Source organism: Hydrogenophaga sp. (assembly GCF_030158645.1).
Classification (GTDB): domain Bacteria; phylum Pseudomonadota; class Gammaproteobacteria; order Burkholderiales; family Burkholderiaceae_C; genus Hydrogenophaga.
This window is the reverse complement of the sequence record NZ_JAOASO010000092.1, coordinates 18,950-45,095: the sequence shown is the minus strand read 5'-3', so window position 1 is coordinate 45,095 and position 26,146 is coordinate 18,950. Positions and strand designations below refer to the sequence as shown.

The following is a 26,146-nucleotide window of genomic DNA, read 5'->3' as shown; positions in this document are numbered from 1 at the left end:
CGACCACGGTGGAGATGACGACCTTGCCGCTGCGGATGTCTTCGGCCATCACCAGGATTTCGGCGATGGTGGCCGGGCTCTCGCTGATGGCGGCCATCATGTCGTTCAAGCCACCTTCGATGCGCTTGGCGATTTCGATCTCGCCTTCGCGCGTCAGCAGCTCCACGGTGCCCATCTCGCGCATGTACATGCGCACGGGGTCGGTGGTGCGGCCGAATTCGCTGTCCACGGTGGACAGGGCGGCTTCGGCTTCTTCTTCGGCTTCTTCTTCAGTGGCGGCGGTGGGGCCGGTGTTGTTCAGCAGCAGGGTTTCGGCATCAGGCGTCTGTTCATACACCGCCACGCCCATGTCGTTGAGCAAGGACACCACCACTTCCAGCGTCTCGGCTTCCACCAGCTTGTCGGGCAGGTGGTCGTTGATCTCGCCGTGCGTGAGGTAGCCGCGCGTCTTGCCCAGCTTGATCAGGGTCTTGAGGCGTTCGCGGCGGTTGCGCGCTTCTTCTTCGGACAGGACGGTTTCGTCCAGACCGAATTCCTTCATCAGCGCGCGCTCTTTCGCCTTGCTGATCTTCATGCGCAGCGGCTTGACCTTCTCGGTCGTGGTCGACGTGGCGTCGACCGTTTCGGCTTCGACTTCACCCGCCAGGTCGTCTTCGATGTCGCTCAGGTCGGCGTCGTCCATGTCGCCACCGGACGATTTGCTGTCGGCTTTGGGCTTGCGGCCGCGTTTGGCGGCGGGCTTGTCGTCGCCAGCGGCTTTGGCCGGGCGACCAGGTTTTTTCTTGGCCGGTGCGTCGTCGAGCAGTTCGGTGTCGAGCGCTTCGGGCTTCGCCTTGGCAACGGTCTTTTTGGCGGGAGCGGCCTTGGCGGCGGCTTTGGCGGGGGTCTTGTCGGTCACTGCAGGGGCTTTCTTCGGAGGCAAAGCCGGGGCGGCACGTGTGGCGGCTTTCTTGGCGGGTTTTGTGCTGGACGAGACGGGCGTGCTGGATTTCTTCGCGGGCATGAGGACCTCAGAAAAATGTCGAACTGGAACCGGCAGAACACACAAAAAACGCCTGAAGGCCGCGCAACGCGGTCCACCCCGGTGATTTTGTTGGGCACAACGCCTGCACTACACCCGCTCTTCGCCGGAAAGGGCAGGCCTGCAAGCTGTTGGGGCGAACATTTGGTGTGCAGTCCTTGCGGGAGTTCCGTCAGGCCCAGGGCGGGTCGCTGAGGTGGCCAGGAGGAGTGTCCATGTAGCCCTTCTCAAAGGGCCGGGCCGGTGCCGGAGGTGCTGCTGTCGCGCTTGCGGTGCAAAGCCGTGGATTATACCGCGCTGCCCGTATTTCGCTAGGCCGCTGCGCTGGCCTTCAGGGCAGCGAGCTGGGCGCTGACGCGCTTGTAGTCGTCCATGGCGCCGGCGTCGCCCCGGGCCACGCCCTCGGCCAGCAGGCGCGCTTGTGCTTCCAGGCCGTCCCGGCGCAGGCGGTTCATCACATCGCTCAGCTCCGACAGCTCGGAGGCGGGGTCGTCGCTGGGTGGCACCTGTTCCACCTGCGTGCAGGCAAACACCTCGTGCTCGTGGCCGCGCAAGGCCTCGCGCAGGGCGGCCCACGGCTGTGCGCCGTGTTCGTGCAACTGCGCTTCCAGCCAGGCGAACAGCGGTCCGTGGGGCGCGGGCAGGTGGGCGAGCAGGCTGTGGTCGTCGGCCGAGAGGCTGTCCCAGGCCTGGGCGTTGGCCAGCAGCAGGCCCACGGCGCGGTCGGCGCGGCTGCCGCCCGCGCGGCGTGTGCCCAGCATGCGAGGCGGCGGTGGCGGGCCCTTGCGCCACTTGCTGTAGCCCTTTTTGCCGCTGCCGCTGCCGCTGTCGCTGCGGTAGCTGCCGGCGCTGGATTCGTAAGCGCTGCCCGACGACTCATAGGAGGTGCCGCCGTCGTAGCCCGCGTCGTGCGACGGCGGGGCGGGCGCTGTCCCCGCCGAGCGCGGCGCGCGCGATCCACCGGCCTGCTGCCACAGCTGCAGCAGGTCGGCGCTGCCGATGCCGATGCCGGTGGACAGTTCGCCGATCAGCTGGCGCTTCAAGGCGCCGTCGGGCAGGGCGCTCCAGAGCGGGCGCGCCTGGCTGGCCATGCGGGCGCGCCCTTCGGCGCTGGTGAGGTCGCAGTCGGCGCCGGCCGCTTCGATCAAAAAGCGCGACAGCGGCACGGCGTCCTTCACGCACTGGGCGAACGCGGCTTCGCCGTTGGCGCGGATGAAACTGTCGGGGTCGTGTTCGGCGGGCAAAAAGAGGAACTTCACGCTGCGTGTGTCGGTGGCCAGGGGCAGGGCGGCGTCCAGCGCCTTGCGCGCTGCGCGCCGCCCGGCGTTGTCGCCGTCGAAGCTGAAGACCACACTGTCGGTGAAGCGGAAGAGCTTTTGCACATGGTCGGGCGTGCAGGCTGTGCCCAGCGTGGCCACGGCGTTGGCAAAACCGAGCTGGGCCAGGGCCACCACGTCCATGTAGCCCTCGGTCACCAGCGCGTAGCCCGCCACGCGGATGGCGGTGCGGCCTTCGAACAGGCCGTAGAGTTCGCGGCCCTTGCTGAACACCGGCGTTTCGGGTGAGTTCAGGTACTTGGGTTCGCCCTTGTCGAGCACACGCCCGCCGAAGCCGATGCACTCGCCCTTGACGTTGCGGATCGGGAACATGATGCGGTCGCGGAAGCGGTCGTAGCGCTTGGACTGGCCATCCGCGCCTTTTTCGTCTTCGTGCTCGATCACCATGCCGGACTCGACCAGCAGAGGGTCCTGGTAGTCGGGGAACACGCTGGCCAGCGCGCGCCAGCCTTCGGGCGCGTAGCCCAGACCGAAGGTCTTGGCGATCTGGCCCGAGAGGCCGCGGCCCTTGAGGTAGTCAATAGCGCGGGGCGTTGCCTTGAGGTGTTTGGCGTAGGCCAGGGCGGCCTTCTCCAGCACGTCGGTGAGGGTGACCTGCTTTTGGCGCTGCTGCGCGGCGCGCTCGCGGTCCTGCGGCGAGGCGTCGTCTTCCGGGATCTGCATGCCGGTTTGTTGCGCCAGGTCTTTCACCGCCTCGATGAAGCTCATGCCGGCGTGTTCCATCAGGAAGCCGATGGCGTTGCCGTTGGCCCCGCAGCCGAAGCAGTGATAGAACTGTTTGGTCGGGCTGACGCTGAACGAAGGCGACTTCTCGCCATGGAACGGGCACAGGCCCATCAGGTTGGCACCGCCCTTCTTGAGCTGCACGTAGCGGCCCACCACGTCGACCACGTCCACGCGGTTGAGCAGTTCCTGGATGAAGGTCTGGGGGATGGCCACGGGGGTATTCTCTCGCACAGGCCCAAAGAGCCATTCCCACCAGGAGACAACCGCCATGACCAGCATCTTCGACCGGGACCTCCCGCGCACCGAGGCCAACTTCGCGCCTTTCTCACCGCTGTCGTTCATCGAGCGAACCGCCGAGGTCTACCCCGACCGGCTGGCGGTGGTGCATGGCGAGCTGCGCCAGACCTGGGGCGAGACCTACGCCCGCTGCCGGCGCCTGGCCAGTGCCTTGCAGCGCGCGGGCATCGGCAAGAACGACACGGTGGCGGTGATGCTCCCCAACACACCGCCGATGGTGGAGGCGCATTTCGGTGTGCCCATGGCCGGGGCGGTGCTCAACGCACTCAACACCCGGCTGGACCCGGAGGCCATCGCCTTCATGCTCGACCACGGCGAGGCCAAGGTGGTGATCGTGGACCCGGAGTTCTCACCCACGCTGAAGAAGGCGCTGGCGCTGCGACAGGCGGGCACGCCGCTGCTGGTGATCGATGTGGAAGACTCCATGTTCACCGGCACCACCGAGCGCATTGGCAGCGGCACTTACGAAGAGTTCCTGGCCGGTGGCGACCCGGCCTTTGCCTGGAGCCTGCCGGCCGACGAGTGGGACGCGATCGCGCTGAACTACACCAGTGGCACCACCGGCAACCCCAAGGGCGTGGTCTACCACCACCGGGGCGCCGCGATGAACGCGGTCTCCAACGTGATGGAGTGGGACATGCCCAAGCACGCGGTGTACCTGTGGACGCTGCCCATGTTTCACTGCAATGGCTGGTGTTTTCCCTGGACCGTGGCGGCTCGCGCGGGTGTGAACGTGTGCCTGCGCCGCGTGGAAGCGCAGGCGATCTTTGACGCCATGCGCAACCACGGCGTGACGCATTACTGCGGCGCACCCATCGTGCACGGCCTGCTGGTCAATTCATCCCCCGCCATGAAGGTGGGGCTGCCCGCGGGCGTGAAGGCCATGGTGGCGGGCGCGGCGCCGCCGGCGTCGATGATCGAAGGCATGGAGCAGATGGGCTTCGACCTCACGCACGTGTACGGTCTGACCGAGGTGTACGGCCCGGCCACGGTGTGTGCGAAACACGAAGCCTGGGACTCACTGGAGATCGGTGAACGCGCGCGCCTCAACGCGCGCCAGGGTGTGCGTTACCACCTGCAGCGCGACGTGCGCGTGCTCGACCCGGAGACCATGCTGCCCGTGCCGCAGGACGGCGAGACCATGGGCGAGATCATGTTCAAGGGCAACATCGCGATGAAGGGCTATCTGAAGAACCCGAAGGCCACCGCCGAGGCGTTTGCGGGCGGCTGGTTCCACAGCGGCGACCTCGCGGTGCAGTACGCCGACGGCTATTTCAAGATCAAGGACCGCAGCAAGGACATCATCATTTCGGGCGGCGAGAACATTTCGTCGATCGAGGTGGAGGACGTGCTGTACCGGCACCCCGCCGTGCTGGCCGCCGCGGTGGTGGCCAAGGCCGACGCGAAGTGGGGCGAGACGCCGTGTGCCTTCATTGAACTCAAGGCTGGGGCCGACACCACGGCCGAGGCCATCGTGGCGCATTGCAAGCAACACCTCGCCGGCTTCAAGGTGCCCCGTGCGGTGGTGTTTGGCGAACTGCCCAAGACCAGCACGGGGAAGATCCAGAAGTTCGAATTGCGCAAGCTGGCGGGCTCGGCCGCCGCCATCGACGTCTAGTCGCCCGCGACGATGCCCTCGCGCCGCGGGTCGGCGCCGCCCAGCCACGCGCCGCCGCTGCGCACCAGGGCTTGCGCGCCGCTCGTGAGTTCGCCCTGCTGCACGGTGTGGCCGCGTTGCTGCAGCGCTTGCACCGTCGCCAGCGGGAAGCGCCCTTGCTCCAGAACCAGCGGCCCGCCGAGCGTGCCGAAGTTGGGCAGGTCCACAGCGGCCTGCGGCGACAAGCCCCACTGCAGCACGCCGTGCAGCACCTTGGCCGTGTAGTGAACGATGAACGCGCCGCCCGGGCTGCCGGTGCTCATGAGCAGCTCGCCGGTGCTCTTGTCGAACACCAGCGTGGGCGACATCGACGAGCGCGGGCGCTTGCCGGGCTCGACCCGGTTCGCCACCGGTTGGCCTCGGGCATCGCGCGGCGCGAAGCTGAAGTCGGTGAGTTCGTTGTTGAGCAGGAAGCCGCCGGGCCGCCCCGGGTCGGTGCTGACCATGAGGCGCGATCCGAAGGCCGATTCGATGGTGGTGGTCATGGCCAGCGCGTTGCCGAAACCGTCCACGATGCTGATGTGGCTGGTGCCGTGCTCGGGCTGCTCGGGCATGGGTGCCCAACCGCTCTGCACGCCGCCCGGTTGGCCAGCGGGGGACTGGGGCATTCGGGTCGGGCCGATGAGGCGCGCGCGATCGTCGAGGTAGCGCGCATCCAGAAGGCTTGACCAACTTCCTGCGGGGGACGCCACGAAGTCCGGGTCGGCCAGGTATTGGGCGCGGTCGGCCATCGCCAGCCGCGACGCCTCGTTGTAGCTGTGCAGCCAGTCGGACGACGGCAGATCGTTGACCAGTGGCGCCGATGCCTGAAGCGTGCGCGCGAGCAAGCCCAAGGTCTGACCGATGGCGATGGCACCCGAGCTGGGCGGCGGAAAACCGCAGATGCGCAGCGCACGCAGTGCGGCCGTGTGATCAAAGCAGAGCGCCTCGCGTTCGCGCGGCTGGTATCGCTTCAGGTCTTCAAGGGTGAGCGCGCCGGGCAGGGCGGGGTGCTGGCGCACCTTGTTCACGATGGCGCGCGCTACCGGGCCTTCGTGCAAGGCGCTGGGACCCGCCGCAGCGATGTTGCGCAGCACCTGCGCCAGCTCGGGGTTGCGCAGCACATGGCCCACGGGGTGGGGCTGGCCATCGGCACGGTAGAAGTAGGCGGCGGCCACCGGGTCGGATTTGAGCGCCACGTCGGCCGCCAGCAGCGTGTGCAGGCGCGGGCTGATCGGGAAACCTTCTTCGGCGAGCTGGATGGCGGGATCGAACAACCGCGCCCAGGACAACTTGCCGTGTTGGCGGTGCGCCAGGGCCAGCATCATCACCGCGCCGGGGACACCCACGGAACGACCGCTGTTCACCGCCGTGGCGAAGGGCAGGGGTTCATCCTGCGCGTTCAAAAACAGCTTCTCGCCAACCGCCGCTGGCGCGGTTTCCCGGCCGTCAAACGCCTGCAGCTTGCGCCCGTCGTGGTGCAGCAAAAAGGCCCCGCCCCCAATGCCGCTGGACTGCGGCTCCACCAGCGTGAGCACCATCTGCACCGCGATCGCTGCGTCCACCGCGCTGCCGCCGGCACGCAAAATCTCCGCGCCCGCTTCGGTGGCCAGCGGGTTGGCAGCGGCCACCGCCTGGCGCTGGAAGGTCCAGCCGGGTTTGGCGGTGAAGCCCGATGCGGCTTCTGGCTGCACCAGCCCCGGCGGTGCGGCGCAGGCACCCAGCAGCCCCACACCCAGCCCGGCGAGCAGGTGCTTCAGGCCTTTCACGCGCGGACCTTTCGCAATCAGCGCGGCGCCAGGCGGATGGCGCCGTCGAGGCGGATCACCTCGCCATTGAGCATGTCGTTCTCAATGATGTGCTTGGCCAGCTTGGCGTAGTCGGCGGGCGTGCCCAGGCGGCTGGGGAAAGGCACGCTGGCGGCCAGCGCGTCCTGCACCTCCTGTGGCATGCCGAACAACATGGGCGTGCCGAAAATGCCGGGGGCAATCGTCATGTTGCGGATGCCGTTGCGCGAGAGGTCGCGCGCGATCGGCAGCGTCATGCCGACGATGCCACCCTTGCTCGCCGCGTAGGCCGCCTGGCCGATCTGGCCGTCGTAGGCGGCCACGCTGGCGGTGCTGATCATCACGCCGCGTTCGCCCGTGGACTCGGGCTCGTTCTTGCACATGGCGTCGGCCGCGAGACGGATCATGTTGAAGCTGCCCACCAGGTTGACCATGATGGTCTTGGTGTACACGCCCAGGTTGTGCGCGCCGTTCTTGCCCACGGTCTTTTCGGCGGGCGCGATGCCCGCGCAGTTCACCAGGCCCATGAGTTTGCCCATGGACAAGGCTTGCGCCACCACGGCCTGGCCGTCGGCTTCGCTGCTCACATCACACTTCACGAAGGCGCCACCGATCGCTTGGGCCACGGCTTCGCCTTTCTCCACCTGCATGTCGGCAATGACGACTTTGCCGCCGTTGGCCGCCAGCATGCGCGCCGTGCCTTCGCCCAGACCCGATGCGCCGCCGGTGACGATGAATACCTTGCCTTGAATGTCCATGGTGTGCTCCTGTGAGGTGAGGGGGTGTTTGACGTTGACGTAAACGTCAATCAGTGGGCGATTATGCGGCAGCGCGTCGTCACGGGGCTGTCACCGTCCGGGCATAGTCTGAAGGCTTTGCCCTCCGGAGTCTCCCCATGTTCGACAGTCAGGACGAGTTGCTGCGCCGCATTCACACCGATGTGATGGACGGTTACGACGAAGAGTTGGAAATGGAGATGGAGGACCGGGTCGACGAGTCGCAGGACGCCGAGGCCCTGAAGCAGCACAAGGCCGAACGTCAACAGTACTTTCGGGAATTGTTCCGCTTGCAGGCCGAGCTGGTGAAGCTGCAGGACTGGGTCGTGGCCACCGGGCACAAGGTGGTGATCGTCTTCGAGGGCCGCGATGCGGCGGGCAAGGGCGGCGTGATCAAACGCATCACCCAGCGCCTGAACCCGCGCGTGTGTCGCGTGGCTGCGCTGCCCGCGCCCAACGACCGCGAGCGCACGCAGTGGTACTTCCAGCGCTACGCGGCGCACTTGCCGGCCGCGGGCGAGATGGTCCTGTTTGACCGCAGCTGGTACAACCGCGCCGGCGTCGAGCGGGTCATGGGCTTCTGCAGCGACGAGCAGTACGAGGAGTTCTTCCGCTCGGTGCCCGAGTTCGAGAAGATGCTGGTGCGCTCGGGCATCCAGCTCATCAAGTACTGGTTCTCCATCTCCGACGAAGAGCAGCACCTGCGCTTTCTGGGTCGCATTCACGATCCACTCAAACAGTGGAAGCTCAGCCCCATGGACCTGGAAAGCCGCCGTCGCTGGGAGCTCTACACCAAGGCGAAAGAAGTGATGCTGGAGCGCACCCACATTCCCGAGTCACCGTGGTGGGTGGTGCAGGCCGACGACAAGAAAAAGGCGCGGCTGAACTGCATCCACCACCTGCTGCACCAGATGCCCTACGGCGAGGTGGAGCGCCCCACCATCACGCTGCCCGAGCGCGTGCGGCACGAAGGCTACCGACGCCACCAGGTGCCCGGCGAAATTCACGTGCCCCGGATTTACTGACACACCCAGCAAAAAGGCCCGCGATGGCGGGCCTTTGAGTTGAAGAGGCGGGGGTTACTTGTAGCCAACGCGGTCCAGCATCTGCTGAACTTTCGTCATGTTTTTTGCCACCACGCCCAGCGGCACGGTCTCGGCCTTGAAGTTGTCACCCCCCATGGCCTTGATGGCCGGGTTGGCCACTTTCAGCCCCTTGACGGCCGGGAACTCGTTGTTGCCGTTGGCAAAGTAGTCCTGCGCGAACGGGCTGGCCAGGAACTCCATGAACTGCACCGCGTTGTCTCGGTTCTTGGCGTGTTTGGCCACAGCCGCGCCAGCGATGTTCACGTGCGTGCCGGTGGTCGCCTGGTTGGGAAAGACGATGCGCACTTTCTCCATGACGGCGCGGTCCTCCGGCTTGTCGGACTTGATGAGACGGGCGATGTAATACGTGTTGCTCAGCGCCACGCCACATTCGCCGGAGGCCACGGCTTTGATCTGGTCGGTGTCGCCGCCCTTGGGTGCGCGCGCCATGTTGTCCACCACGCCTTTGAGCCAGGCTTCACCCTTCTGGTCGCCCAGTCGCTCGACCACCGTGGCGAACAACGAGAGGTTGTAGGGGTGCGAGCCTGAGCGCGTGCAGACCATGCCCTTGAGCTTGGGGTCGGCGAGTTGTTCGTAGGTCGCCACATCGGCGGCTTTCACGCGCATCGGGTCGTACACGATCACGCGGGCGCGGGTGGAGAAGCCGGTCCAGGTCACGCCGCCTTCGCTGGGTGTGGCGCGCAGGTTGGCGGGAATGGCCGCGTCGAGTTTGGCCGACTGGAACGGTTGGAAGAGGCCCTGGCTGTCGGCCGAAGCCATGCGGGCAGCGTCCACGAGCAGGATCACGTCGGCCGGTGAAGCCGCACCTTCGGCGCGCAGGCGCGCCACAATGCCGGCGTCGTCAGCGTCCACGCGGTTGATCTTGATGCCGGTTGTTTTGGTGAAGGTGTCGTACATCACCTCGTCGGTCTGGTAGTGGCGTGCGGAGTAGAGGTTGAGCACCTTCTCCTGGGCTTGCGCCTGTCCTTGCAGGCCGATCGTGGCGGCGATGGCGGCCACGGCAATCGAGAGTTTGCGGAACGGAGTCATGGAGATCCTCGGGAGTTGAAATGAAGGAAACAAGGTCGGTGGCTTCACAGGGCGCCTGCAGGGCTTGCCGGATAATGCACGTGATGCTAACACTAACGCGAATTGTTCTCAATAAGTATTGCAAGGCTTGGGGCTTTGTCTTTTGCCTGACCGCTCTGACAGCGTGTTCCACCGTGCAGGGGCCGGTGGCGGTCTCGCCGGTGCCGACGCCACAGGTTCAGCCGATGGGGGTGGCGCCGGTCATGCGAGCCCCACGGCTGGGGCTGGCGCTCGGTGGCGGCGCAGCGCGCGGATTCGCCCATGTGGGCGTGATCCAGGTGCTGGAGGAAAACGGCATCCGCCCCGATTTGCTGGCCGGTACCTCGGCCGGCAGCCTCGTCGCCGCGCTCTACGCCAGTGGCAAAACCCCCACCGAACTGGAGCGGGTCGCCATGAGCATGGATGAGGTCACGCTGACCGACTGGGCATTGCCTATCCTGGGCCGAGGCCTGTTGCGCGGCGACGCGCTGGCTCGTTACGTGAGCCAGGCGGTGGATGGGCGCACGATCGAAAGCATGGCGTTGCCCCTGGGCGTGCTGGCGACCGACCTGGGCACGGGGCAGGGGGTCTTGTTCCGGCGGGGCGACGTGGCGCAGGCGGTGCGCGCGTCGAGCGCGGTACCTGGGCTGTTTGCCCCGGTGGGCATCGCCGGGCGCGAGTATGTAGACGGTGGCCTGGTGGCACCCGTGCCGGTGCAGCAGGCGCGCGACATGGGGGCCGAGGTGGTGCTGGCGGTGGACATTTCCAGCGCGCCCGAGGGCAATCTGGCGGTGGGCAACATCCGCGTGCTGCTGCAGACCTTTGCCATCATGGGCCAGAGCATCAACCGGCACGAACTCGCCACCGCCGATGTCGTGGTGCGTCCGGCACTCACCGGTGTGGGCAGTGCCGATTTTGCGTCGCGCAAGCGCTCGATCGAGGCGGGCCGGGCAGCGATGCTCGCGGCTCTGCCGCAGCTCAAGACCCAGCTGGCCCGGTTGAAACCGGTGAACGGCACGCGCCCATAAAAAAAGCCCCTGCCTTGCGGCGGGGGCTTAAGGGGTCCGATGAAATCGAATTTCGAAAAGGACCCGAGGAGACAACCAGAGAAACGGGTTTGATCTGGAACCCGTTCCTGTGAAGGTCGGGCAGATCGTGGATTGATGCTAGTTTGCGGCCTGGATGAAAAATCCAAGACGCCGATCAACGGCACGATCAGCCGCTTGTTCAGCGCTTTTTGGCGACCGACTTCGAAGCGTTGACGGCGGAGGCCGTCACGGTGTTGAAGTTGGCTTCGGCCATTTCGGTGGCTTGCTTGACAGCCTTCTGCACCGATTCCATGGCGTTGTTGGCGGCGGACACGGCGCTCTTCATGACGGCCACGGCGGTTTCCGAACCGGCTGGGGCGTTCTTGGAGGCGTTGTCGACGACAGCCATGAATTTCTTCTGGGTGTCGCTGGCTTGCGCTTCCGCGGCCTTGCCGAATTCGGCGGTCGTGCCCTGGGCGATGTCGTACAGGTGGCGGCTGTAAGCCACGGTCTTTTCAGCCAGCGGCTGCATCAGGCTGGCTTGCAGCGTCAGCAGTTCCTGGGCGTCTTTGACGCTGAGGAGGGCCTGGGTGCTGTTGGCGGACTCGGACAGGGCGGCCTTGGTGGCTTGCACGTTGAGTTCAACCAGCTTTTCCACGCCTTCGAAGGCTTTCTGGGTCAGACCGAAAATGGTCTCGATGTTGGCTTTCTGGGCGGCAATCATTTGTTCGGCGGTCAGCATATTCGTACTCCTAAACTTGGTGAAACAGGGTTTAGTTGAAGGCTGCTGGGAACAGGGCGCTGTCTGGACGCTTTTGCTTTTTGTTCACATTGCTGCACTGCAACATAACCGCGATTATAGGGATAACCCGCAATGGCGCAAGCGGTTTTTGCTGCGCCGCACCATTCTAGGTGGGGTGACCTAAATGGGCGCATGCGCCCATTGAATACCCGAGCCGGACACAATCCCACGTCCCCCTTGACCACGGTGCGTGCCCCTTGCAAGCCTTCTACGCCGACCACTTCGTTCTCCCCTTGCCCACGGGCCACCGTTTCCCCATGGCCAAGTACGCCCGGTTGCGCGAGCGCCTCGCCGCGGAGCTGCCACAGGTGCTGCTGCGCGAGGCCCAGCCGGCCAGCGACGGTGAACTGGCGTTGGTGCACACCCCCGCCTACATCGAGGCGGTGCACACCGGCACCTTGTCGTCCGCCGCGCAGCGCGAGATCGGCTTCCCTTGGAGCCCTGCCATGGCAGAGCGGGCGCGCCGCTCGGTGGGTGCCACGGTTCAGGCGTGTCGCCAGGCGATGCATGGCGGCGGTCTGGCCGCCAACCTGGCCGGCGGCACCCACCACGCTTACGCCGACAAAGGCAGTGGCTTCTGCGTTTTCAATGACGCTGCGGTCGCTGCGCGCCTGATGCAGGCTGAGCACGCCCGTGCACACAGGGCGCGCGGCATGTTGCGGGTGGCCATCATCGACCTGGACGTGCACCAGGGCAATGGCACGGCGAAGATCTTTGCCCAAGACGATTCGGTGTTCACCCTGTCACTGCACGGCGCGAAGAACTTTCCGTTCCGCAAGGAGCCGAGCGACCTCGACGTGGAACTGGCCGACGGTTGCGGGGATGCAGAGTATCTGGAGTCCCTGGAATGGGCGCTGGAAGAGCTGGAGCGCCGCTTCGAGCCCGGCCTCGTGATCTACCTGGCCGGGGCCGATCCGCACGAAGGCGACCGGCTCGGGCGTCTCAAGCTCACGTTTGACGGCATGGAGGCGCGCGACCGCCGCGTGATGGACTGGGCCTGGAGCCGTCGCCTGCCGCTGGCCTTCGTGATGGCGGGTGGCTACGGCACCGACATGGAGGCGACGGTGCAGGTGCAGATGAACACCTACCGCACGGCGTTGGCGTACCAGGCGCGCTGGCAAGCCACGACCGCATTGGACGTGACAGCCGCGACAGCTCGCCCGGCCACCCGCTGGCACAATGCCGCGCCATGAGCAACCCAGCACCGGCCACACGCCCGCAACCTTTGCCGCGCAGCGCCTACCGGGTGCTGCGTTCCATCACCACCCGCTGGGCCGACAACGACGTCTACGGTCATGTGAACAACGTGGTGTACTACAGCTGGTTTGACACCGCCGTGAACGCCCACCTGATCGAGCAGGGTGCATTGGATATCCACCACGGTCCGGTGATCGGTCTCGTGATCGAGACGCAATGCAACTACTTCGCGCCCCTGGCCTTTCCACAAACCGTGTGGGCAGGCTTGCGCGTGGCGCACCTGGGCACGTCGAGCGTGCGCTACGAGGTGGGCCTGTTTGCCGATGGCGAAGACCTGGCCGCGGCGTGTGGGCACTTCGTGCACGTCTATGTGGATCGCCACACGCGCCGGCCCGTGCCCTTGCCCGAGCCTTTGAAGACAACCCTGGAGACCCTGCTATGAGCCACAACCCCACCGCGCCCGTGATCGATCCGGTCAGCGTGGACGCCGCGATCACCAGCCGAATGTCGGCTCGCGCCTTTTTGCCCCAACCGGTGCCGCGCGCCACGCTGGAGCACCTGCTGGAGGTGGCCAGCCGCGCGCCGTCGGGTACCAATACCCAGCCCTGGAAGGTGTATGTCTTGCAGGGTCAGAGCCGCGACACACTGGTGGACAAGGTCTGTGCCGCACACGACGCCTTGCGCGCCGACCCGGCGCTGGCCGCCGAGTACCGCGAGGAATACGACTATTACCCCGAGAAGTGGGTCAGCCCCTTCATCGACCGCCGGCGTGAAAACGGCTGGAGCCTGTACGGCCTGCTCGGCATCACCAAGGGCGACAAGGACAAGATGCACGCGCAGCACCAGCGCAACTTCCGCTTCTTCGATGCGCCGGTGGGCCTGATGTTCACGCTGGACCGCGTGATGGGCCGTGGCTCGCTGGTGGACTACGGCATGTTCCTGCAAAGCATCATGGTCGCCGCGCGCGGTCACGGCCTGCACACCTGCCCGCAGGCCGCGTGGAACGGTTTTGCCAAGATCATCCTGCCGCACATCGGCGCCGGTGAGAACGAAATGCTGGTCTGCGGCATGGCCCTGGGTTACGCCGATCCCGCCGACAAGGTCAATGGCTTTCACACGCCGCGCGAGACGGTCGAGTCGTTCACGACCTGGCTGGAATAATCGCGCCTCTTTTACTTTTTTCCCATCCATCACAGGAGACACCATGATCACCACCCCCAGCGGCCTGCAATACGAAGACACCGTGGTCGGCAACGGCGACATCGCCAAAGCCGGGCGCCCGGTTCAGGTGCACTACACCGGCTGGCTGTTCAACGACGGCGTGCAGGGTTCCAAGTTCGATTCGAGCAAGGACCGCGGCCAGCCGTTCGAGTTTCCGCTGGGTGCCGGCCACGTCATCAAGGGCTGGGACGAGGGCGTGCAGGGCATGGCCGTGGGTGGCACGCGCCGCCTGGTGATCCCGGCCGCGCTGGGTTACGGTGCCCGCGGTGCCGGTGGCGTGATTCCGCCCAACGCCACGCTGCTGTTCGAAGTCGACCTGCTCGCGGTCTGAGCAGCTTCGCTGCGGAGGCGCCCATGAACACAAGAAGCGTGCAGGCGCTGGCCTTGGCCAGCGCACTGCTGCCGGGCCTTGCGCACGCGGCCGAACTCGACGGCGCGCAGTTGTCCGTGCTGTGGGGCGTTCCGTTTGCGGGCGTGTTGTTGTCCATCGCGCTGATGCCCTTGGTGGCCCCGATTTTCTGGCACCACCACTTCGGCAAGGTGGCGGCGGCCTGGGGCCTGGCCTTCCTGATTCCGTTTGCCGTCACCTTCGGTCCGGCGGCCACGGGTGTGGCGGTGGCGCACGCAGCGCTGGCCGAGTACATCCCCTTCATCATCTTGCTCACCGCGCTGTTCACCGTGGCCGGCGGCATCTTCGTGCGGGGCAACCTGCACGGAGGCCCGGGGTTGAACACGGGTTTGCTGGCCATCGGTGCGGTGCTGGCCAGTTTCATGGGCACCACCGGTGCATCGATGCTGCTGATCCGCCCGCTGATCCGGGCCAACGACAACCGCAAGCACCAGGCGCACGTGGTGGTGTTCTTCATCTTCATCGTGTCCAACGCTGGCGGTGCGCTCACGCCGTTGGGGGATCCACCGTTGTTCCTGGGCTTCCTCAAGGGCGTGGACTTTTTCTGGACCGTCACCCACCTCTGGAGCCACACGCTGTTCCTGATCGGCACGTTGCTGGTGATCTTTTATGCCATCGATTGGTGGTACCACCACCGCCATGAGGAACTTCGCCCGGTGGACCCCACACCCGACACGCAGCGCCTCGGCTTCGATGGCAGCGTCAACTTCGTGCTGCTGGGCGTGGTGGTGTTTCTCGTGTTGCTCAGCGGGTTGTGGAAGTCGGGCGTGGTGTTCAAAATCGCCGGCACCGAGGTCGGTCTGCCGGGGATCGTGCGCGACATCGGACTGATCGTCGTCACGCTCGTCTCGCTCAAGATCACGCCAACCAGCGCGCACGAGAGCAACCAGTTCGGCTGGGGTCCGATGCAGGAAGTCGCCAAGCTGTTTGCGGCCATCTTCCTCACCATCATCCCGGTGATCGCCATGCTCAAGGCGGGTGTGGACGGTCCGTTTGGTGCGGTGGTGAACGCGGTGACGAATCCCGACGGCACACCCAACCCGGCCATGTACTTCTGGGCCACGGGCGTCCTCAGTTCTTTCCTCGACAACGCGCCGACCTACCTGGTGTTCTTCAACACCGCCGGCGGTGATCCGCAGCTGCTGATGAACGCGCTGGCGCCCACGTTGGTCGCCATCTCGGCCGGTGCGGTGTTCATGGGCGCCAACACCTACATCGGCAACGCGCCCAACCTCATGGTCAAGGCCATCGCCGAAGACCGCGGCGTGAAGATGCCGAGCTTCTTTGGTTACATGGTCTGGTCGTTCGGCATCCTGGTGCCGCTGTTCGCCCTCATGACCTGGATCTGGTTCATCTGATTCTCTGGAGACACACACATGACAAAACCTTCCATCCTCGTCAGCCGCAAGATCTTCCCCGAGGTGGTTGAACACCTGCGTCAGCATTTCGACGTTGACACCAACGACAACGACGGCGTGCTCGCACCCGCCGAGCTCATCGCCCGCCTGCAAGGCAAGGTGGGTGCACTCACCACCGGCAGCGAGCGCATCGACGGCGCGGTGGCCGCTGCCTGCCCGCAGCTGCGCGTGGTGGCCAACATCGCGGTGGGTTTCAACAACTTCGACGTGCCCGCGCTCAGCGCGGCGGGCGTGCTGGCCACCAACACGCCCGATGTGTTGACCGAAACCACCGCCGACTTCGGTTTTGCGCTGATCATGGCCACGGCGCGGCGCCTCACCGAGAGCGAACATTTCCTGCGCGCCGGCGAATGGAACAAATGGGCGCTGGACATGTTTGCCGGCGCCGAGGTGCACGGCAGCACGCTGGGCATCCTGGGCATGGGCCGCATCGGTCAGGCCATCGCGCGCCGCGGCGCCCATGGCTTCGGCATGAACGTGATCTACCACAACCGCTCCCGGCTCGATGCCGCGCTCGAGGCCGAATGCAAGGCCAGCTATGTGGACAAGACCACGCTGCTCAAGACCGCCGACCACCTGATCCTGGTGCTGCCTTACAGCCCCGAAAACCACCACACCATCGGTGCGGCCGAGATCGCGCAGATGAAGCCCACCGCCACGCTGGTCAACATCGCGCGCGGCGGCATCGTGGACGACGCCGCACTCGCGCAGGCCTTGCGCAACCGCGTGATCGCCGCCGCTGGTCTGGATGTGTTTGAAGGCGAGCCCCAGGTGCACCCCGACTTGCTGACCGTGCCCAACGTGGTGCTCACGCCGCACATCGCCAGCGCCACGCTCAAGACGCGCCGCGCCATGGCCCAGCTCGCGGCCGACAACGTGATCGCTTACCTCACCCAAGGCAAGCCGCTGACACCGCTCAACGCCGAAATCATCGGCAAGAGCGCGCGCTGATGTCCGATGCCGCGCTGCTCATCGCGCTGCTGGTGCTCGCCGCCATTGGTGTGCTCCTGCAGGTGGCGCTGTGGCTGCGCAAGCCGGTGGTGGACGCCGACGAACTCGCGCACCGCCAGACCCTGCTGAACCAGCTGCAACAGACCACGGCGCGCGTGGAGCGGGTCGAGAGCGAACTGCGTCGTGAGATGGCCGACGGTTCGCGCACCGCGCGCCAGGAGCTGCAGCAAACCCTGGCCACCTTTCAGGAAGCGCTCACCAGCCAGGGGGCGGAGGCCACCCGCACGCAGAACGCGCAGATCGACGCCTTTGCGCAGCAACTCGTGCAACTGCGCGGCACGCTGGGCGACACGCTCACGCGCCAGCTGCAAGACCTGAGTGAAGCCAACTCGCGCCGCCTGGCCGAGGTGCGCGCCACGCTGGAGGCGCAGCTGATGCAGCTGCAGCAGGGCAACGCGGCCAAGCTCGACGAGATGCGCGCCACGGTGGACGAAAAGCTGCAAAGCACGCTGCAGGCGCGTCTGGGTGAAAGCTTCAAGCAGGTGGCCGACCGGCTGGAGCAGGTGCACAAGGGTCTGGGCGAAATGCAGACGCTGGCCCAGGGTGTGGGCGACCTCAAGCACCTGCTGACCAACGTGAAGACGCGCGGCATGTTCGGCGAGGCGCAGCTCGCGGCCTTGCTCGAACAGGTGTTTGCGCCCGACCAGTACGCCACGCAGGTCATGACCAAACCGGGCAGCCGCTTCACGGTGGATTTCGCCATCAAGATGCCCGGCCGCAGCGACGACGGCGCGCCGTGCTGGCTGCCCATCGACGCGAAGTTTCCCAACGAAGACTACGAGCGCCTGCTCGACGCACAACAGCGCGCCGACGCCGATGGCGCGGAGATGGCCGCTCGCGGGCTGGAGCAGCGCATCAAGCTCGAGGCCAAGTCCATGGCCGACAAGTACCTGGAGCCGCCGCACACGACCGACTTCGCCATCCTGTTCCTGCCCACCGAAGGGCTGTACGCCGAAGTGCTGCGCCGGCCGGGGCTGATGGAGGTGCTGCAGCGCGAATACCGTGTGACGCTGGCCGGGCCGACCACGCTCATGGCCATGCTCAATTCGCTGCAAATGGGCTTTCGCACGCTGGCGCTGGAGAAGCGCTCCAGCGAGGTCTGGCAGGTGCTGGGCGCGGTCAAGACCGAGTTCGGCAAATTCGGTGATGTGCTGGCCCGCGTGAAGAGCCAGACGCAGACCGTGCTCAACACGCTGGACAGTGCCGAGACGCGCAGCCGCGCCATGGGCCGCGCGCTCAAGGCGGTGGAGGCGCTGCCGCAGGAGCAGGCCAGTGCGCTGCTGCCGCTGGACCCCAACGACACCGGGGACGCTTGAACCCCGGGTTGCGGTCCAACCTGGCACGTCTGATCGCTGCTCAGATCTGCCTGCATGCCTGCATGACCGGCTTTCGCATGGCAGCGCCCTTGATGGCGCTGCGCGAGGGTTACAGCCCGGCCGCCGTGGGCATGCTGCTGGCGTTGTTCGCGTTGGCACCGGTGTTCATGGCCTTGCCGGCCGGGCGCTACGCGGACCGGCGCGGTCTGAAGAAGCCGGTGGCGATGGCGGTGGGTGTGGCGTCGGCGGGCGCGGCCATCGCCGTGGCCTTCCCCGTGTTCGGCGTGTTGTGCCTCACTGCGCTGAGCTGCGGGGCCGCCACGGGGCTGGCCATGATCGCACTGCAGCGCCACGTGGGGCGCCTCGCCAACGGCGCCACCGAGCTGCGGCAGGTGTTCAGCTGGATGGCCATCGGCCCGTCCATTTCCAACTTCCTGGGGCCGTTTGCTGCCGGCGTGATGATCGACAGCTTCGGTTTTCGTGCGGCGTTCCTGTTGCTCGCGTTGCTTCCTTCGATGGCCTGGATCTGGGTGCGCCACACGGTCGAACACGAGCCGGTGGCGCCCGGGTTGCGACAGTCCAGTGGTTCGTCGTGGAACCTGCTCAAGGACGCGGGTTTTCGCAAGCTGATGCTCATCAACTGGATGCTCTCGTCGTGCTGGGACGTGCACACCTTCCTGGTGCCGGTGCTCGGCCACGAGCGCGGCCTGAGCGCCACGGTGATCGGCTCCATCCTCGGGGCGTTTGCGCTGGCGGCCACCGCGATCCGCGTGCTCATGCCCTGGCTGGCCGCGCGCTTGCGCGAGTCGGTCGTCATCGGCACGGCCATGGTTGCCACAGCGCTGCTGTTCGCTGTGTACCCGCTGGTGCAAGCGGCGTGGGCCATGGCAGCGTTGTCGATCCTGTTGGGTCTGGCGCTGGGCTCGGTGCAGCCCATGATCATGAGCACGCTGCACCAGATGACGCCGCACCACCGCCACGGCGAGGCGCTGGGTCTGCGCGCCATGGCGATCAACGGATCGAGTGTGGTGATGCCCTTGCTGTTCGGCTCCGTGGGCGCCCTGGTGGGCGTGGGTGCGGTGTTCTGGGCCGTCGGTGCCGTGGTGGGGATGGGCTCACCGCTGGCCTGGTCCTTGCGTGCCGAGCACCGAGACGCGCCCGAGCGGACCGGGTCATGAACCCGTGGAGCCGTGTTGCAGGCGGCGTTTGGAACTCAGGCGCCTGTCAGCGCTCCCTTGTAAAGTTGTCGATTCACTAGAGAGACTTGCCGTGCTGTTGACCATCGTCCTGCTGCCCCTCCTGCTGGGTACCCTGGCCACCTTGTGGCTCGGCTCCAGGTCCCGTTTGCTCGCAGCCCTCGCGGCGGGCTTGGTCACCCTGGCCAGCTTGATGATGCTCGTGGCCCACGCGCCGACCGTGATGGCCGGCGGTGTCGTGATGAACAGCTGGCAGTGGGTGCCCGAGATCGGACTGAACCTGGTGTTCAAGCTCGACGGCCTGTCGATGATGTTCGCCGGACTCATCCTGTTCATCGGCCTGCTCATCGTCATCTACGCGCACTTCTACCTGAGCCCCAAGGACTCGGTGGCCAAGTTCTACAGCGAGATGATGCTGTTCATGGCCGCCATGCTGGGCGTGGTGCTGTCCGACAACCTGCTGCTGCTGGTGGTGTTCTGGGAGCTCACCAGCCTGTCGTCTTTCCTGCTGGTGGGTTTCTGGAGCCACCGCGCCGACGCGCGCGCCGGCGCTCGCCAGGCGCTGGCCGTCACCGGCGGTGGTGGTCTGGCCATGCTGGGCGGTTTCGTGCTGCTGGGGCAGATCGCCGGCACCTACGAGATCAGCGCCATGCTCGGGCAGGTGGCGCAGATCCAGGCCGATCCGATGTTCGTGCCCGCGCTGCTGCTCATCTTGCTGGGCTGCTTCACCAAAAGCGCGCAGTTCCCGTTCCACTTCTGGCTGCCCGACGCCATGGCCGCGCCCACACCGGTCTCGGCCTATCTGCACTCGGCCACCATGGTGAAGGCCGGTGTGTTCCTGCTCATGCGGCTCTACCCCATCCTCGCGGGCTCGGGCTGGTTCGAGGTGATCGTCACCACCACCGGCCTGGTGACCATGATCTTCGCGGCCTTCATCGCCATCTTCAAACACGACCTCAAGGGCCTGCTCGCGTATTCCACCGTGAGCCACCTGGGTCTCATCACTTTCCTGGTGGGCCTGGGCTCGCCGCTGGCCGCGGTGGCAGCCGTGTTCCATGTGCTCAACCACGCGACCTTCAAGGCCTCGCTCTTCATGATCGCGGGCATCGTCGACCACGAGACCCATTCCCGCGACATGCGCCAGCTCGGCGGCCTCTTCAAGCTCATGCCCTGGGTCGCCACGCTGTCCATGGTGGCGGCCGCCTCCATGGCCGGCGTGCCGCTCACCAACGGCTTCCTGTCGAAGGAAATGTTCCTCACCGAAGCGGTGGTGGGCACGGCCGGTGTGTGGGCCTGGCTGGTGCCGGTGGCGGTCACGCTGGGCAGCGTCTTCAGCGTGGCGTATTCGGTGCGCTTCGTCCACGACACGTATTTCAACGGACCCATCGGTGATGTGCCGAACCAGCACCCCCATGAGCCGCCGCTGGGCATGAAGCTGCCGTCGATGCTGCTGGTGACCCTGTGCATCGTGGTCGGCCTGTTGCCCGCGGCCACCTTCGGTCCGCTGGTCGATGTGGCCGCCACCGCACTGGCAGGCCAGCCACTGCCGGAATACAAGCTTTCGATCTGGCACGGTTTCAACCTGCCGCTGCTCATGAGCGTGATGGCGCTGGTCGCCGGTGCCGGTCTGTACTTCTGGCTCGCGCGCGGCAGGTGGCTGCACCGCATCGGCTCCGAAGACTGGTTCGGCCCGGCCACCGGGCGCCAGATGTTCGAGGGCTTGATCGACGGCCTGTTTGCAACGGCGGGCCGCATCTCGATCCGGTTGGAAAACGGTTCGCTGCAGCGGTATGTGGCCTGGCTGCTGGGGGCCGCGCTGGTGATGGCCGCCGTTCCGCTGGCCAGCAGCAACATCGGCACCGGTGACCGTGAATTGATGGCCGCCCCGCCACTGGCCATCGCGGTCTGGTTGCTGCTGCTGGCCACCTGTGTGGCGATCGCGCTCACGCACCGCGAGCGCTTCCAGACCGTGGTGCTGGTGGGCGTGGTGGGGCTGGTCACGGCGCTCACCTTTGTGAGCCTGTCGGCGCCCGACCTGGCCTTGACGCAGCTCTCGGTCGAGGTGGTCTCCACCGTGCTGCTGCTCATGGGCCTGGCCTTGCTGCCGCAGCGTTCACCGAAAGAGACGAAGTCGGTCCACCGCCTGGGCCACGTGGCGCTGGCCTTGACCGCCGGTGCGGCCATGGCTGGCCTGGCCTGGCTGGTGCTCACGCGCGACTTCGAGTCCATCTCCTGGTACTTCCTCGAGCAATCCATCCCGCTGGGTGGGGGCACCAACGTGGTCAACGTGATCCTGGTGGACTTCCGCGGCTACGACACCTTTGGCGAGATCACCGTGCTGGGCATCGCCGCCCTGGGCGTGCTGGCGCTCATGGAAGGCATGCGCACGCGCCGCGCCACCGTGGACCCCGATGGCCGCCACTGGACCTTTGCGGCGCAACCGCTGTTGCTGCGCGTGGCGGCATCGGTGGTGCTGCCGCTGGCGCTCGTCTTCACCGTGTACATCTTCATGCGCGGCCACAACCTGCCTGGCGGCGGCTTCATTGCTGGCTTGATCACCGCGGTGGCGCTGGTGCTGCAGTTCATGGCGTTGGGGCAGACCCGGGCCGAGGCGCTGCTGCGGGCCGATGGTGGTCGCCGCTTCGTGGTCTGGATCGGCGCGGGTGTGGGCATTGCCGGGTTGACCGGTGTGGGCGCCTTCCTGTTCGGCCGGCCCTTCCTCACCAGCGCGCACGGCCATCCCCATGTGCCTTTGCTGGGGGAGCTGCCGTTCGCCTCTGCCGCGCTGTTCGACCTGGGTGTTTACCTCACCGTGGTGGGCGCCACGCTGCTGACCATTTCGGTGCTGGGCACCGTGTCGCGGGAAACGTCCGCGCCTGTTCAATCTTCCGGGAGTGCCGCATGAGCATGGAATTTCTTTTGGCCAGCGGCATCGGTTTTGTCACCGCCTGCGCGGCCTACCTGATGCTGCGCGGGCGCACCTTTTCGGTGGTGCTGGGCCTGTCGCTGTTCGGTTATGCCGTCAACGTCTTCCTGTTTGCCATGGGCAGGCTGTGGACCAACGCCCAGCCCATTCTGGTGGGCGAAGGGCCCGTGGCCGATCCGCTGCCGCAGGCGCTGGTGCTCACCGCCATCGTGATCGGCTTTGCCACCACCGGTTTCGTGATCGAACTCGCCCTGCGCAGCCGGCACGAGAGCGGTACCGACCACGTGGATGGCCGTGAGCCCGGAGGGCATCACTGATGTGGGATGTGACCAGTGCTTTCTGGCTGCAGCACGCACCCGTGCTGTCGGTGCTGTTGCCCGTTTTCACCGCCGTGGTGCTGCTGCTCATCGGCGATCCGTCGGGCGTGTCGGCGCAAGGGGGTGGGCACGACGACACCCGCCTGCGCTGGCGGCGGCGCCTGTCCATGGCTTCCATGCTGCTCGGCGCCTTCATGGCCGCCAGCCTGGTGTGGCACGCTGCCCAGGGCGAACTGCTGGTGTACCAAGTGGGTGAGTGGCCCGCGCCGTTCGGGATCGTGCTGGTGGTGGACCGTCTCTCGGCATTGATGGTGCTGCTCACCTACGCCGTGGCGGTGCCCGCCATGTGGTACGCCACCGGCGGCTGGGACACCCGGGGCCGGCACTTTCACGCGCTGTTCCAGTTCCAGCTCATGGGCCTGTGTGGCGCGTTCCTCACGGGTGACCTGTTCAACCTCTTCGTGTTCTTCGAGGTGCTGCTCATCGCCTCGTATGTGCTGCTGGTGCACGGGCAGGGCAGGGAGCGCTTCCGCATGGGCGTGCATTACGTGGTGCTCAACCTCGTGGCTTCGGGCCTGTTCCTGATCGGCCTGGGCATGGTGTACGCGGTCACTGGCACGCTCAACATGGCCGACGTGGGGCTGCGCGTCGGACAGCTCACGGGCGATGCCGCGCTGATCGCCCGCGCTGCGGCGCTGGTGCTGCTGGTGGTGTTCGGCTTGAAGGCGGCGATCGTCCCGCTGTACTTCTGGCTGCCCGCCACCTACGCCGCAGCCAGCGCGCCGGTGGCCGCGCTTTTTGCCATCATGACCAAGGTCGGTGTCTACAGCATCATCCGCGTGCACTGGGGTGTGTTCGGCGTGGAGGCGGGTGAAGCCGCGCTGGCGGTGCAGGGCTGGCTGCTGCCGCTGGCGCTGACCACCAGCGTGCTGGGTGTGCTCGGCGCCCTGGCGGCGCACAGCATGGCCCGTCTGGTGGCCTACCTCACCGTGTCGTCGGTCGGCACCATCCTGGCGAGCGTGGGCCTTTTCACCCCGGCCAGTCTGTCGGCCTCGCTGTACTACACCTTGCACAGCACGGTGGTGATCGCCGGTTTGTTCCTGCTGGTGGAGCTGATGGCCTCGCAGCGCGGCGATGCGCGCGACAAGCTGCAGCCCGCCGTGGCGCTGCGTGAGCCGCTGCTGCTCGGTTTGATGATGATCTTCGGCGCCGCTTCGGCCGCCGGACTGCCGCCGTTGCCCGGTTTTCTGGGCAAGCTGATGGTGCTGGAAAGCAGCTCGGGCCTGCCGGCCCAGGCCTGGGTCTGGACGGTGGTGCTGCTGGTGGGCTTCTTCTCCATCGTGGGCCTGGCCCGCGCCGGCGTCGTGGTGTTCTGGCACGTGCAACCCGAGCAGGACGGCGCCGTCACGTCCGGCACCAGCCTCAAATTGCTCAGCGCGGTGTGGGCCATCATGTTGATGACGGTGGTCATGGCCGTGCTGGCCTCGCCCATCAAGCGTTACACCGACGCGACCGCCGCCCAGCTGGCCGATCCGGCGGCGTATGTGCGCGCGGTGTTGGGACCTGACCGGGCAACCACACCGACCACGCGAACCTACGACGGCGTGCGGCCCGCGCCCATCGTCAAGCCCCAGGAGGAACGCCCATGACCGCCCCCCACCCAGATCGCCTGCCTGCCCGCAAGGCGGGCTGGTTCGACCACCCGGTGCTCTCGGTGCTGCTGGGGTTGAGCTGGCTCGCGCTGTCGCACAGCGTGGAACTGGTGCACCTGCTCTCGGCCTTGCTCATCGGGCTGATCCTGCCGCGCCTGTTGCACCCCTTTCTGATGCCGGCAGACCACATCGACTGGATGGCTGCGCTGCGCCTGACGGTGGTGGTGCTCAAGGACATCGTGCTGTCCAACATCACGGTGGCCCGGTTGGTGCTGGGTCCCATGAGCACACCGAAGCCGGCCTGGCTGCCCGTGCCGCTGGCCACCGACCATCCCCGCATCAACGCGCTGTTTGCCACCATCATCACCACCACGCCGGGCACGGTGTCGTGCGTGGTCGACGAGCAGCGCCACGAGATCCTGGTGCACGCGCTCAACTGCGACGACGCGCAGGCCATGATCGACGACATGAAGAACCGCTATGAAGCGCCGCTGATGCAGATCTTCGGCCAGCAGGCCCGCACCGGGAGCGCAGCATGAACATCCTCGAGATCGCCCTGAACATCGCGCTGGCCGCAGTCACCGTGTCCATGCTGCTGTGCGGCTGGCGCCTGCTGCTCGGGCCCGAAACCACCGATCGCCTGCTCGCGCTCGACACGCTTTACCTCAACACCGTGGCGCTCATCGTGGTGCTGGGCATGCGCTGGAACACCGCCTTGCTGTTCGAGGCCGCCTTGCTGGTGGCCATGCTCGGATTTGCATCCACCGTGGCGCTGGCGCGCTACCTCAGCCGCGGCGACGTGGTCGAATAAGGAGACACACCATGCATCCCGTCATCGAATGGACCGCCGCGATCCTCATCGTGATCGCCGCCTGCTTCCTGCTGGTGGGCGCCATCGGTCTGGTGCGCCTGCCCGACTTCTACATGCGACTGCACGCCCCCACCAAAGCGTCCACGCTGGGCGTGGGGGGTGTGCTGATTGCGTCCATGCTGGTCGCGGCGGTCCAGGGCCGTGCCGGTGTGGCCGAGCTGCTGATCACGCTCTTTGTGTTCATCACCGCGCCGGTCTCGGCCAACCTCATGGCCCAGGCCGCGCTGCACCTCAAGCTGGCATCGCGCGCACCGGTGCCGCGCGGCGCGGTGCCCGAGCGGCGGGAAGGCTGAAGCCCAGGCCGGTGAGGTAGGCGTCCATGGTTTGACGCCCGCTTTTCTCCAGGTCAAACGCCAGCGGGTCGAGCAGCCAGTTCTGGATCAGGCCGTCCATGATCACGTGCAGGCCGAGGGCTGCCGTGGGCAGCGGCATGGCCAGCTTGACGTTTTCGCGGCGCACCACTTCGCGCAGTGCCTTTTCGGTCATGGCCATGCACTGGTTGCGCACCCGCAGGTGCCGGTCGCGCACCGCCTGCATTTCGCTCACGTATTCCACCTTGTGCGTGGCCACCTCGAACACGCGGCGCGTCTGTTCGTCGGTGGCGGTCTGTCGGAGCGCGTTCATCATGGAATCGCGCAGCGAGAGCAGGGGGTTGTCGGCGGCCTCCGCCTTGCCCGCCGCGCAGGCCAGTGCGCCCTCCAGCGGCATGGTCACACGCTCCATCATGGCGTTGAACAGGTCCGCCTTGTCCTTGAAGTGCCAATAGATGGCGCCGCGCGTGGTGCCGGCGGCGGTGGCGATGTCGTTGAGCGATGTGCGCGAAACGCCATGCGCCTGGAACAAATGCTCTGCAGCATCGAGCAGGGTGTTGCGGGTCACCAGCGCATCGGCTTTGGTGCGTCGAACCATGATGTTTGTCTCCAGAAAGCAAGCCCTTGGGGCAGGTCAGGACTATACATACATTCTTGGATGTATGTATACTTCGCCGCTTTGCGACGGATCGAGCAGCGAGGTCATGGCCCGCTGCCGCACCTCGCCCCTCATTCATC

General features: G+C 66.4%; 24 protein-coding genes. 17 read left to right on the top strand and 7 right to left on the bottom strand.

All coding sequences use genetic code 11. The features are described from left to right. Both Q1W68_RS10500 and dnaG read right to left on the bottom strand, forming a co-directional pair. A partial coding sequence (locus tag Q1W68_RS10500) for an RNA polymerase sigma factor region1.1 domain-containing protein (RefSeq protein WP_300716556.1) occupies positions 1–1,003 on the bottom strand: 1,003 nt, incomplete at its 3' end. A gap of 329 nt (positions 1,004–1,332) precedes the next feature. Then, complete coding sequence (dnaG, locus tag Q1W68_RS10495; RefSeq protein ID WP_300649203.1) at positions 1,333–3,297, bottom strand: DNA primase; 1,965 nt, start codon at positions 3,295–3,297, stop codon at positions 1,333–1,335. Positions 3,298–3,352: 55 nt separating this feature from the next. Between dnaG and Q1W68_RS10490 the strand changes: the two genes are divergently transcribed. Beyond that, entirely contained in the window at positions 3,353–4,999 is a 1,647-nt protein-coding gene (locus Q1W68_RS10490) for an acyl-CoA synthetase (protein ID WP_300649201.1), read from the top strand. On the opposite strand, the gene Q1W68_RS10485 is transcribed toward Q1W68_RS10490, so the two are convergent. Beyond that, the gene (locus tag Q1W68_RS10485) at positions 4,996–6,777 is read right to left on the bottom strand and encodes a gamma-glutamyltransferase family protein (protein WP_300649208.1); all 1,782 of its coding nucleotides are present in this window, start codon (positions 6,775–6,777) and stop codon (positions 4,996–4,998) included. The two genes, Q1W68_RS10490 and Q1W68_RS10485, sit on opposite strands and share 4 nt — an antisense overlap. Before the next feature lie 26 nt (positions 6,778–6,803). Continuing rightward, positions 6,804–7,562, bottom strand: coding sequence for a 3-hydroxyacyl-CoA dehydrogenase (locus tag Q1W68_RS10480; protein ID WP_300649200.1), 759 nt, complete (start codon positions 7,560–7,562; stop codon positions 6,804–6,806). A 137-nt stretch (positions 7,563–7,699) separates the two neighbouring features. Between Q1W68_RS10480 and ppk2 the strand changes: the two genes are divergently transcribed. After that, a complete protein-coding gene (gene ppk2 / locus Q1W68_RS10475; RefSeq protein WP_291520138.1) occupies positions 7,700–8,605 on the top strand; it encodes a polyphosphate kinase 2 in 906 nt (301 codons plus the stop codon). Between the two features lie 54 nt (positions 8,606–8,659). Here ppk2 and Q1W68_RS10470 read toward each other — a convergent pair whose 3' ends face one another. Beyond that, on the bottom strand, positions 8,660–9,715 hold the full coding sequence (locus Q1W68_RS10470) for an extracellular solute-binding protein (protein WP_300649199.1): 1,056 nt from the start codon (positions 9,713–9,715) through the stop codon (positions 8,660–8,662). Between the two features lie 242 nt (positions 9,716–9,957). On the opposite strand from Q1W68_RS10470, the gene Q1W68_RS10465 reads away from it, so the two are divergent. Beyond that, positions 9,958–10,761, top strand: a complete 804-nt coding sequence (locus tag Q1W68_RS10465; RefSeq protein ID WP_366146701.1) for a patatin-like phospholipase family protein — start codon at positions 9,958–9,960, stop codon at positions 10,759–10,761. A gap of 199 nt (positions 10,762–10,960) precedes the next feature. Here the strand turns inward: Q1W68_RS10465 and Q1W68_RS10460 are convergent, their stop codons facing one another. Beyond that, on the bottom strand, positions 10,961–11,503 hold the full coding sequence (locus Q1W68_RS10460) for a phasin family protein (RefSeq protein WP_069046868.1): 543 nt from the start codon (positions 11,501–11,503) through the stop codon (positions 10,961–10,963). 257 nt (positions 11,504–11,760) lie between these two features. On the opposite strand from Q1W68_RS10460, the gene Q1W68_RS10455 reads away from it, so the two are divergent. The 14 genes from Q1W68_RS10455 (at position 11,761) to Q1W68_RS10390 (ending at position 25,390) form a co-directional block, all read left to right on the top strand. Further along, positions 11,761–12,756 carry a histone deacetylase gene (locus Q1W68_RS10455; protein ID WP_300649197.1) on the top strand — a complete coding sequence of 332 codons (996 nt, stop codon included), beginning with the start codon at positions 11,761–11,763 and terminating at the stop codon, positions 12,754–12,756. Beyond that, entirely contained in the window at positions 12,753–13,202 is a 450-nt protein-coding gene (locus Q1W68_RS10450; RefSeq protein ID WP_300649195.1) for a thioesterase family protein, read from the top strand. The genes Q1W68_RS10455 and Q1W68_RS10450 overlap by 4 nt, the downstream gene beginning before the upstream one ends. Next, positions 13,199–13,921 carry a nitroreductase gene (locus tag Q1W68_RS10445; protein ID WP_300716549.1) on the top strand — a complete coding sequence of 241 codons (723 nt, stop codon included), beginning with the start codon at positions 13,199–13,201 and terminating at the stop codon, positions 13,919–13,921. The genes Q1W68_RS10450 and Q1W68_RS10445 overlap by 4 nt, the downstream gene beginning before the upstream one ends. Positions 13,922–13,964: 43 nt before the next feature. Further along, the gene (locus Q1W68_RS10440) at positions 13,965–14,312 is read left to right on the top strand and encodes an FKBP-type peptidyl-prolyl cis-trans isomerase (protein WP_300716545.1); all 348 of its coding nucleotides are present in this window, start codon (positions 13,965–13,967) and stop codon (positions 14,310–14,312) included. Between the two features lie 23 nt (positions 14,313–14,335). Continuing rightward, the gene (locus tag Q1W68_RS10435; RefSeq protein WP_300716543.1) at positions 14,336–15,748 is read left to right on the top strand and encodes a sodium:proton antiporter; all 1,413 of its coding nucleotides are present in this window, start codon (positions 14,336–14,338) and stop codon (positions 15,746–15,748) included. Between the two features lie 18 nt (positions 15,749–15,766). Next, complete coding sequence (locus tag Q1W68_RS10430; protein WP_300649191.1) at positions 15,767–16,759, top strand: D-glycerate dehydrogenase; 993 nt, start codon at positions 15,767–15,769, stop codon at positions 16,757–16,759. Beyond that, complete coding sequence (gene rmuC, locus Q1W68_RS10425) at positions 16,759–18,135, top strand: DNA recombination protein RmuC (RefSeq protein WP_300649190.1); 1,377 nt, start codon at positions 16,759–16,761, stop codon at positions 18,133–18,135. Before Q1W68_RS10430 ends, rmuC begins: the two co-directional genes overlap by 1 nt. A gap of 8 nt (positions 18,136–18,143) precedes the next feature. Further along, positions 18,144–19,313 (top strand): MFS transporter, encoded by a 1,170-nt coding sequence (locus tag Q1W68_RS10420; protein WP_300649189.1) that lies wholly within the window; start codon positions 18,144–18,146, stop codon positions 19,311–19,313. A gap of 91 nt (positions 19,314–19,404) precedes the next feature. After that, positions 19,405–22,236: a monovalent cation/H+ antiporter subunit A gene (locus Q1W68_RS10415; protein WP_300649187.1), complete on the top strand. Its 2,832-nt coding sequence runs from the start codon at positions 19,405–19,407 to the stop codon at positions 22,234–22,236. 2 nt (positions 22,237–22,238) lie between these two features. After that, on the top strand, positions 22,239–22,574 hold the full coding sequence (locus tag Q1W68_RS10410) for a Na+/H+ antiporter subunit C (protein WP_300649206.1): 336 nt from the start codon (positions 22,239–22,241) through the stop codon (positions 22,572–22,574). After that, positions 22,574–24,223: a monovalent cation/H+ antiporter subunit D gene (locus Q1W68_RS10405; RefSeq protein ID WP_300649185.1), complete on the top strand. Its 1,650-nt coding sequence runs from the start codon at positions 22,574–22,576 to the stop codon at positions 24,221–24,223. The genes Q1W68_RS10410 and Q1W68_RS10405 overlap by 1 nt, the downstream gene beginning before the upstream one ends. Then, the gene (locus Q1W68_RS10400; protein WP_300649183.1) at positions 24,220–24,765 is read left to right on the top strand and encodes a Na+/H+ antiporter subunit E; all 546 of its coding nucleotides are present in this window, start codon (positions 24,220–24,222) and stop codon (positions 24,763–24,765) included. The genes Q1W68_RS10405 and Q1W68_RS10400 overlap by 4 nt, the downstream gene beginning before the upstream one ends. Then, on the top strand, positions 24,762–25,037 hold the full coding sequence (locus Q1W68_RS10395) for a K+/H+ antiporter subunit F (protein WP_300716537.1): 276 nt from the start codon (positions 24,762–24,764) through the stop codon (positions 25,035–25,037). Before Q1W68_RS10400 ends, Q1W68_RS10395 begins: the two co-directional genes overlap by 4 nt. Before the next feature lie 11 nt (positions 25,038–25,048). After that, positions 25,049–25,390: a Na+/H+ antiporter subunit G gene (locus Q1W68_RS10390; protein WP_300649179.1), complete on the top strand. Its 342-nt coding sequence runs from the start codon at positions 25,049–25,051 to the stop codon at positions 25,388–25,390. On the opposite strand, the gene Q1W68_RS10385 is transcribed toward Q1W68_RS10390, so the two are convergent. After that, positions 25,329–26,006 (bottom strand): TetR family transcriptional regulator, encoded by a 678-nt coding sequence (locus tag Q1W68_RS10385; protein WP_300649177.1) that lies wholly within the window; start codon positions 26,004–26,006, stop codon positions 25,329–25,331. The genes Q1W68_RS10390 and Q1W68_RS10385 overlap by 62 nt on opposite strands. Between the last annotated feature and the right edge of the window lie 140 nt (positions 26,007–26,146).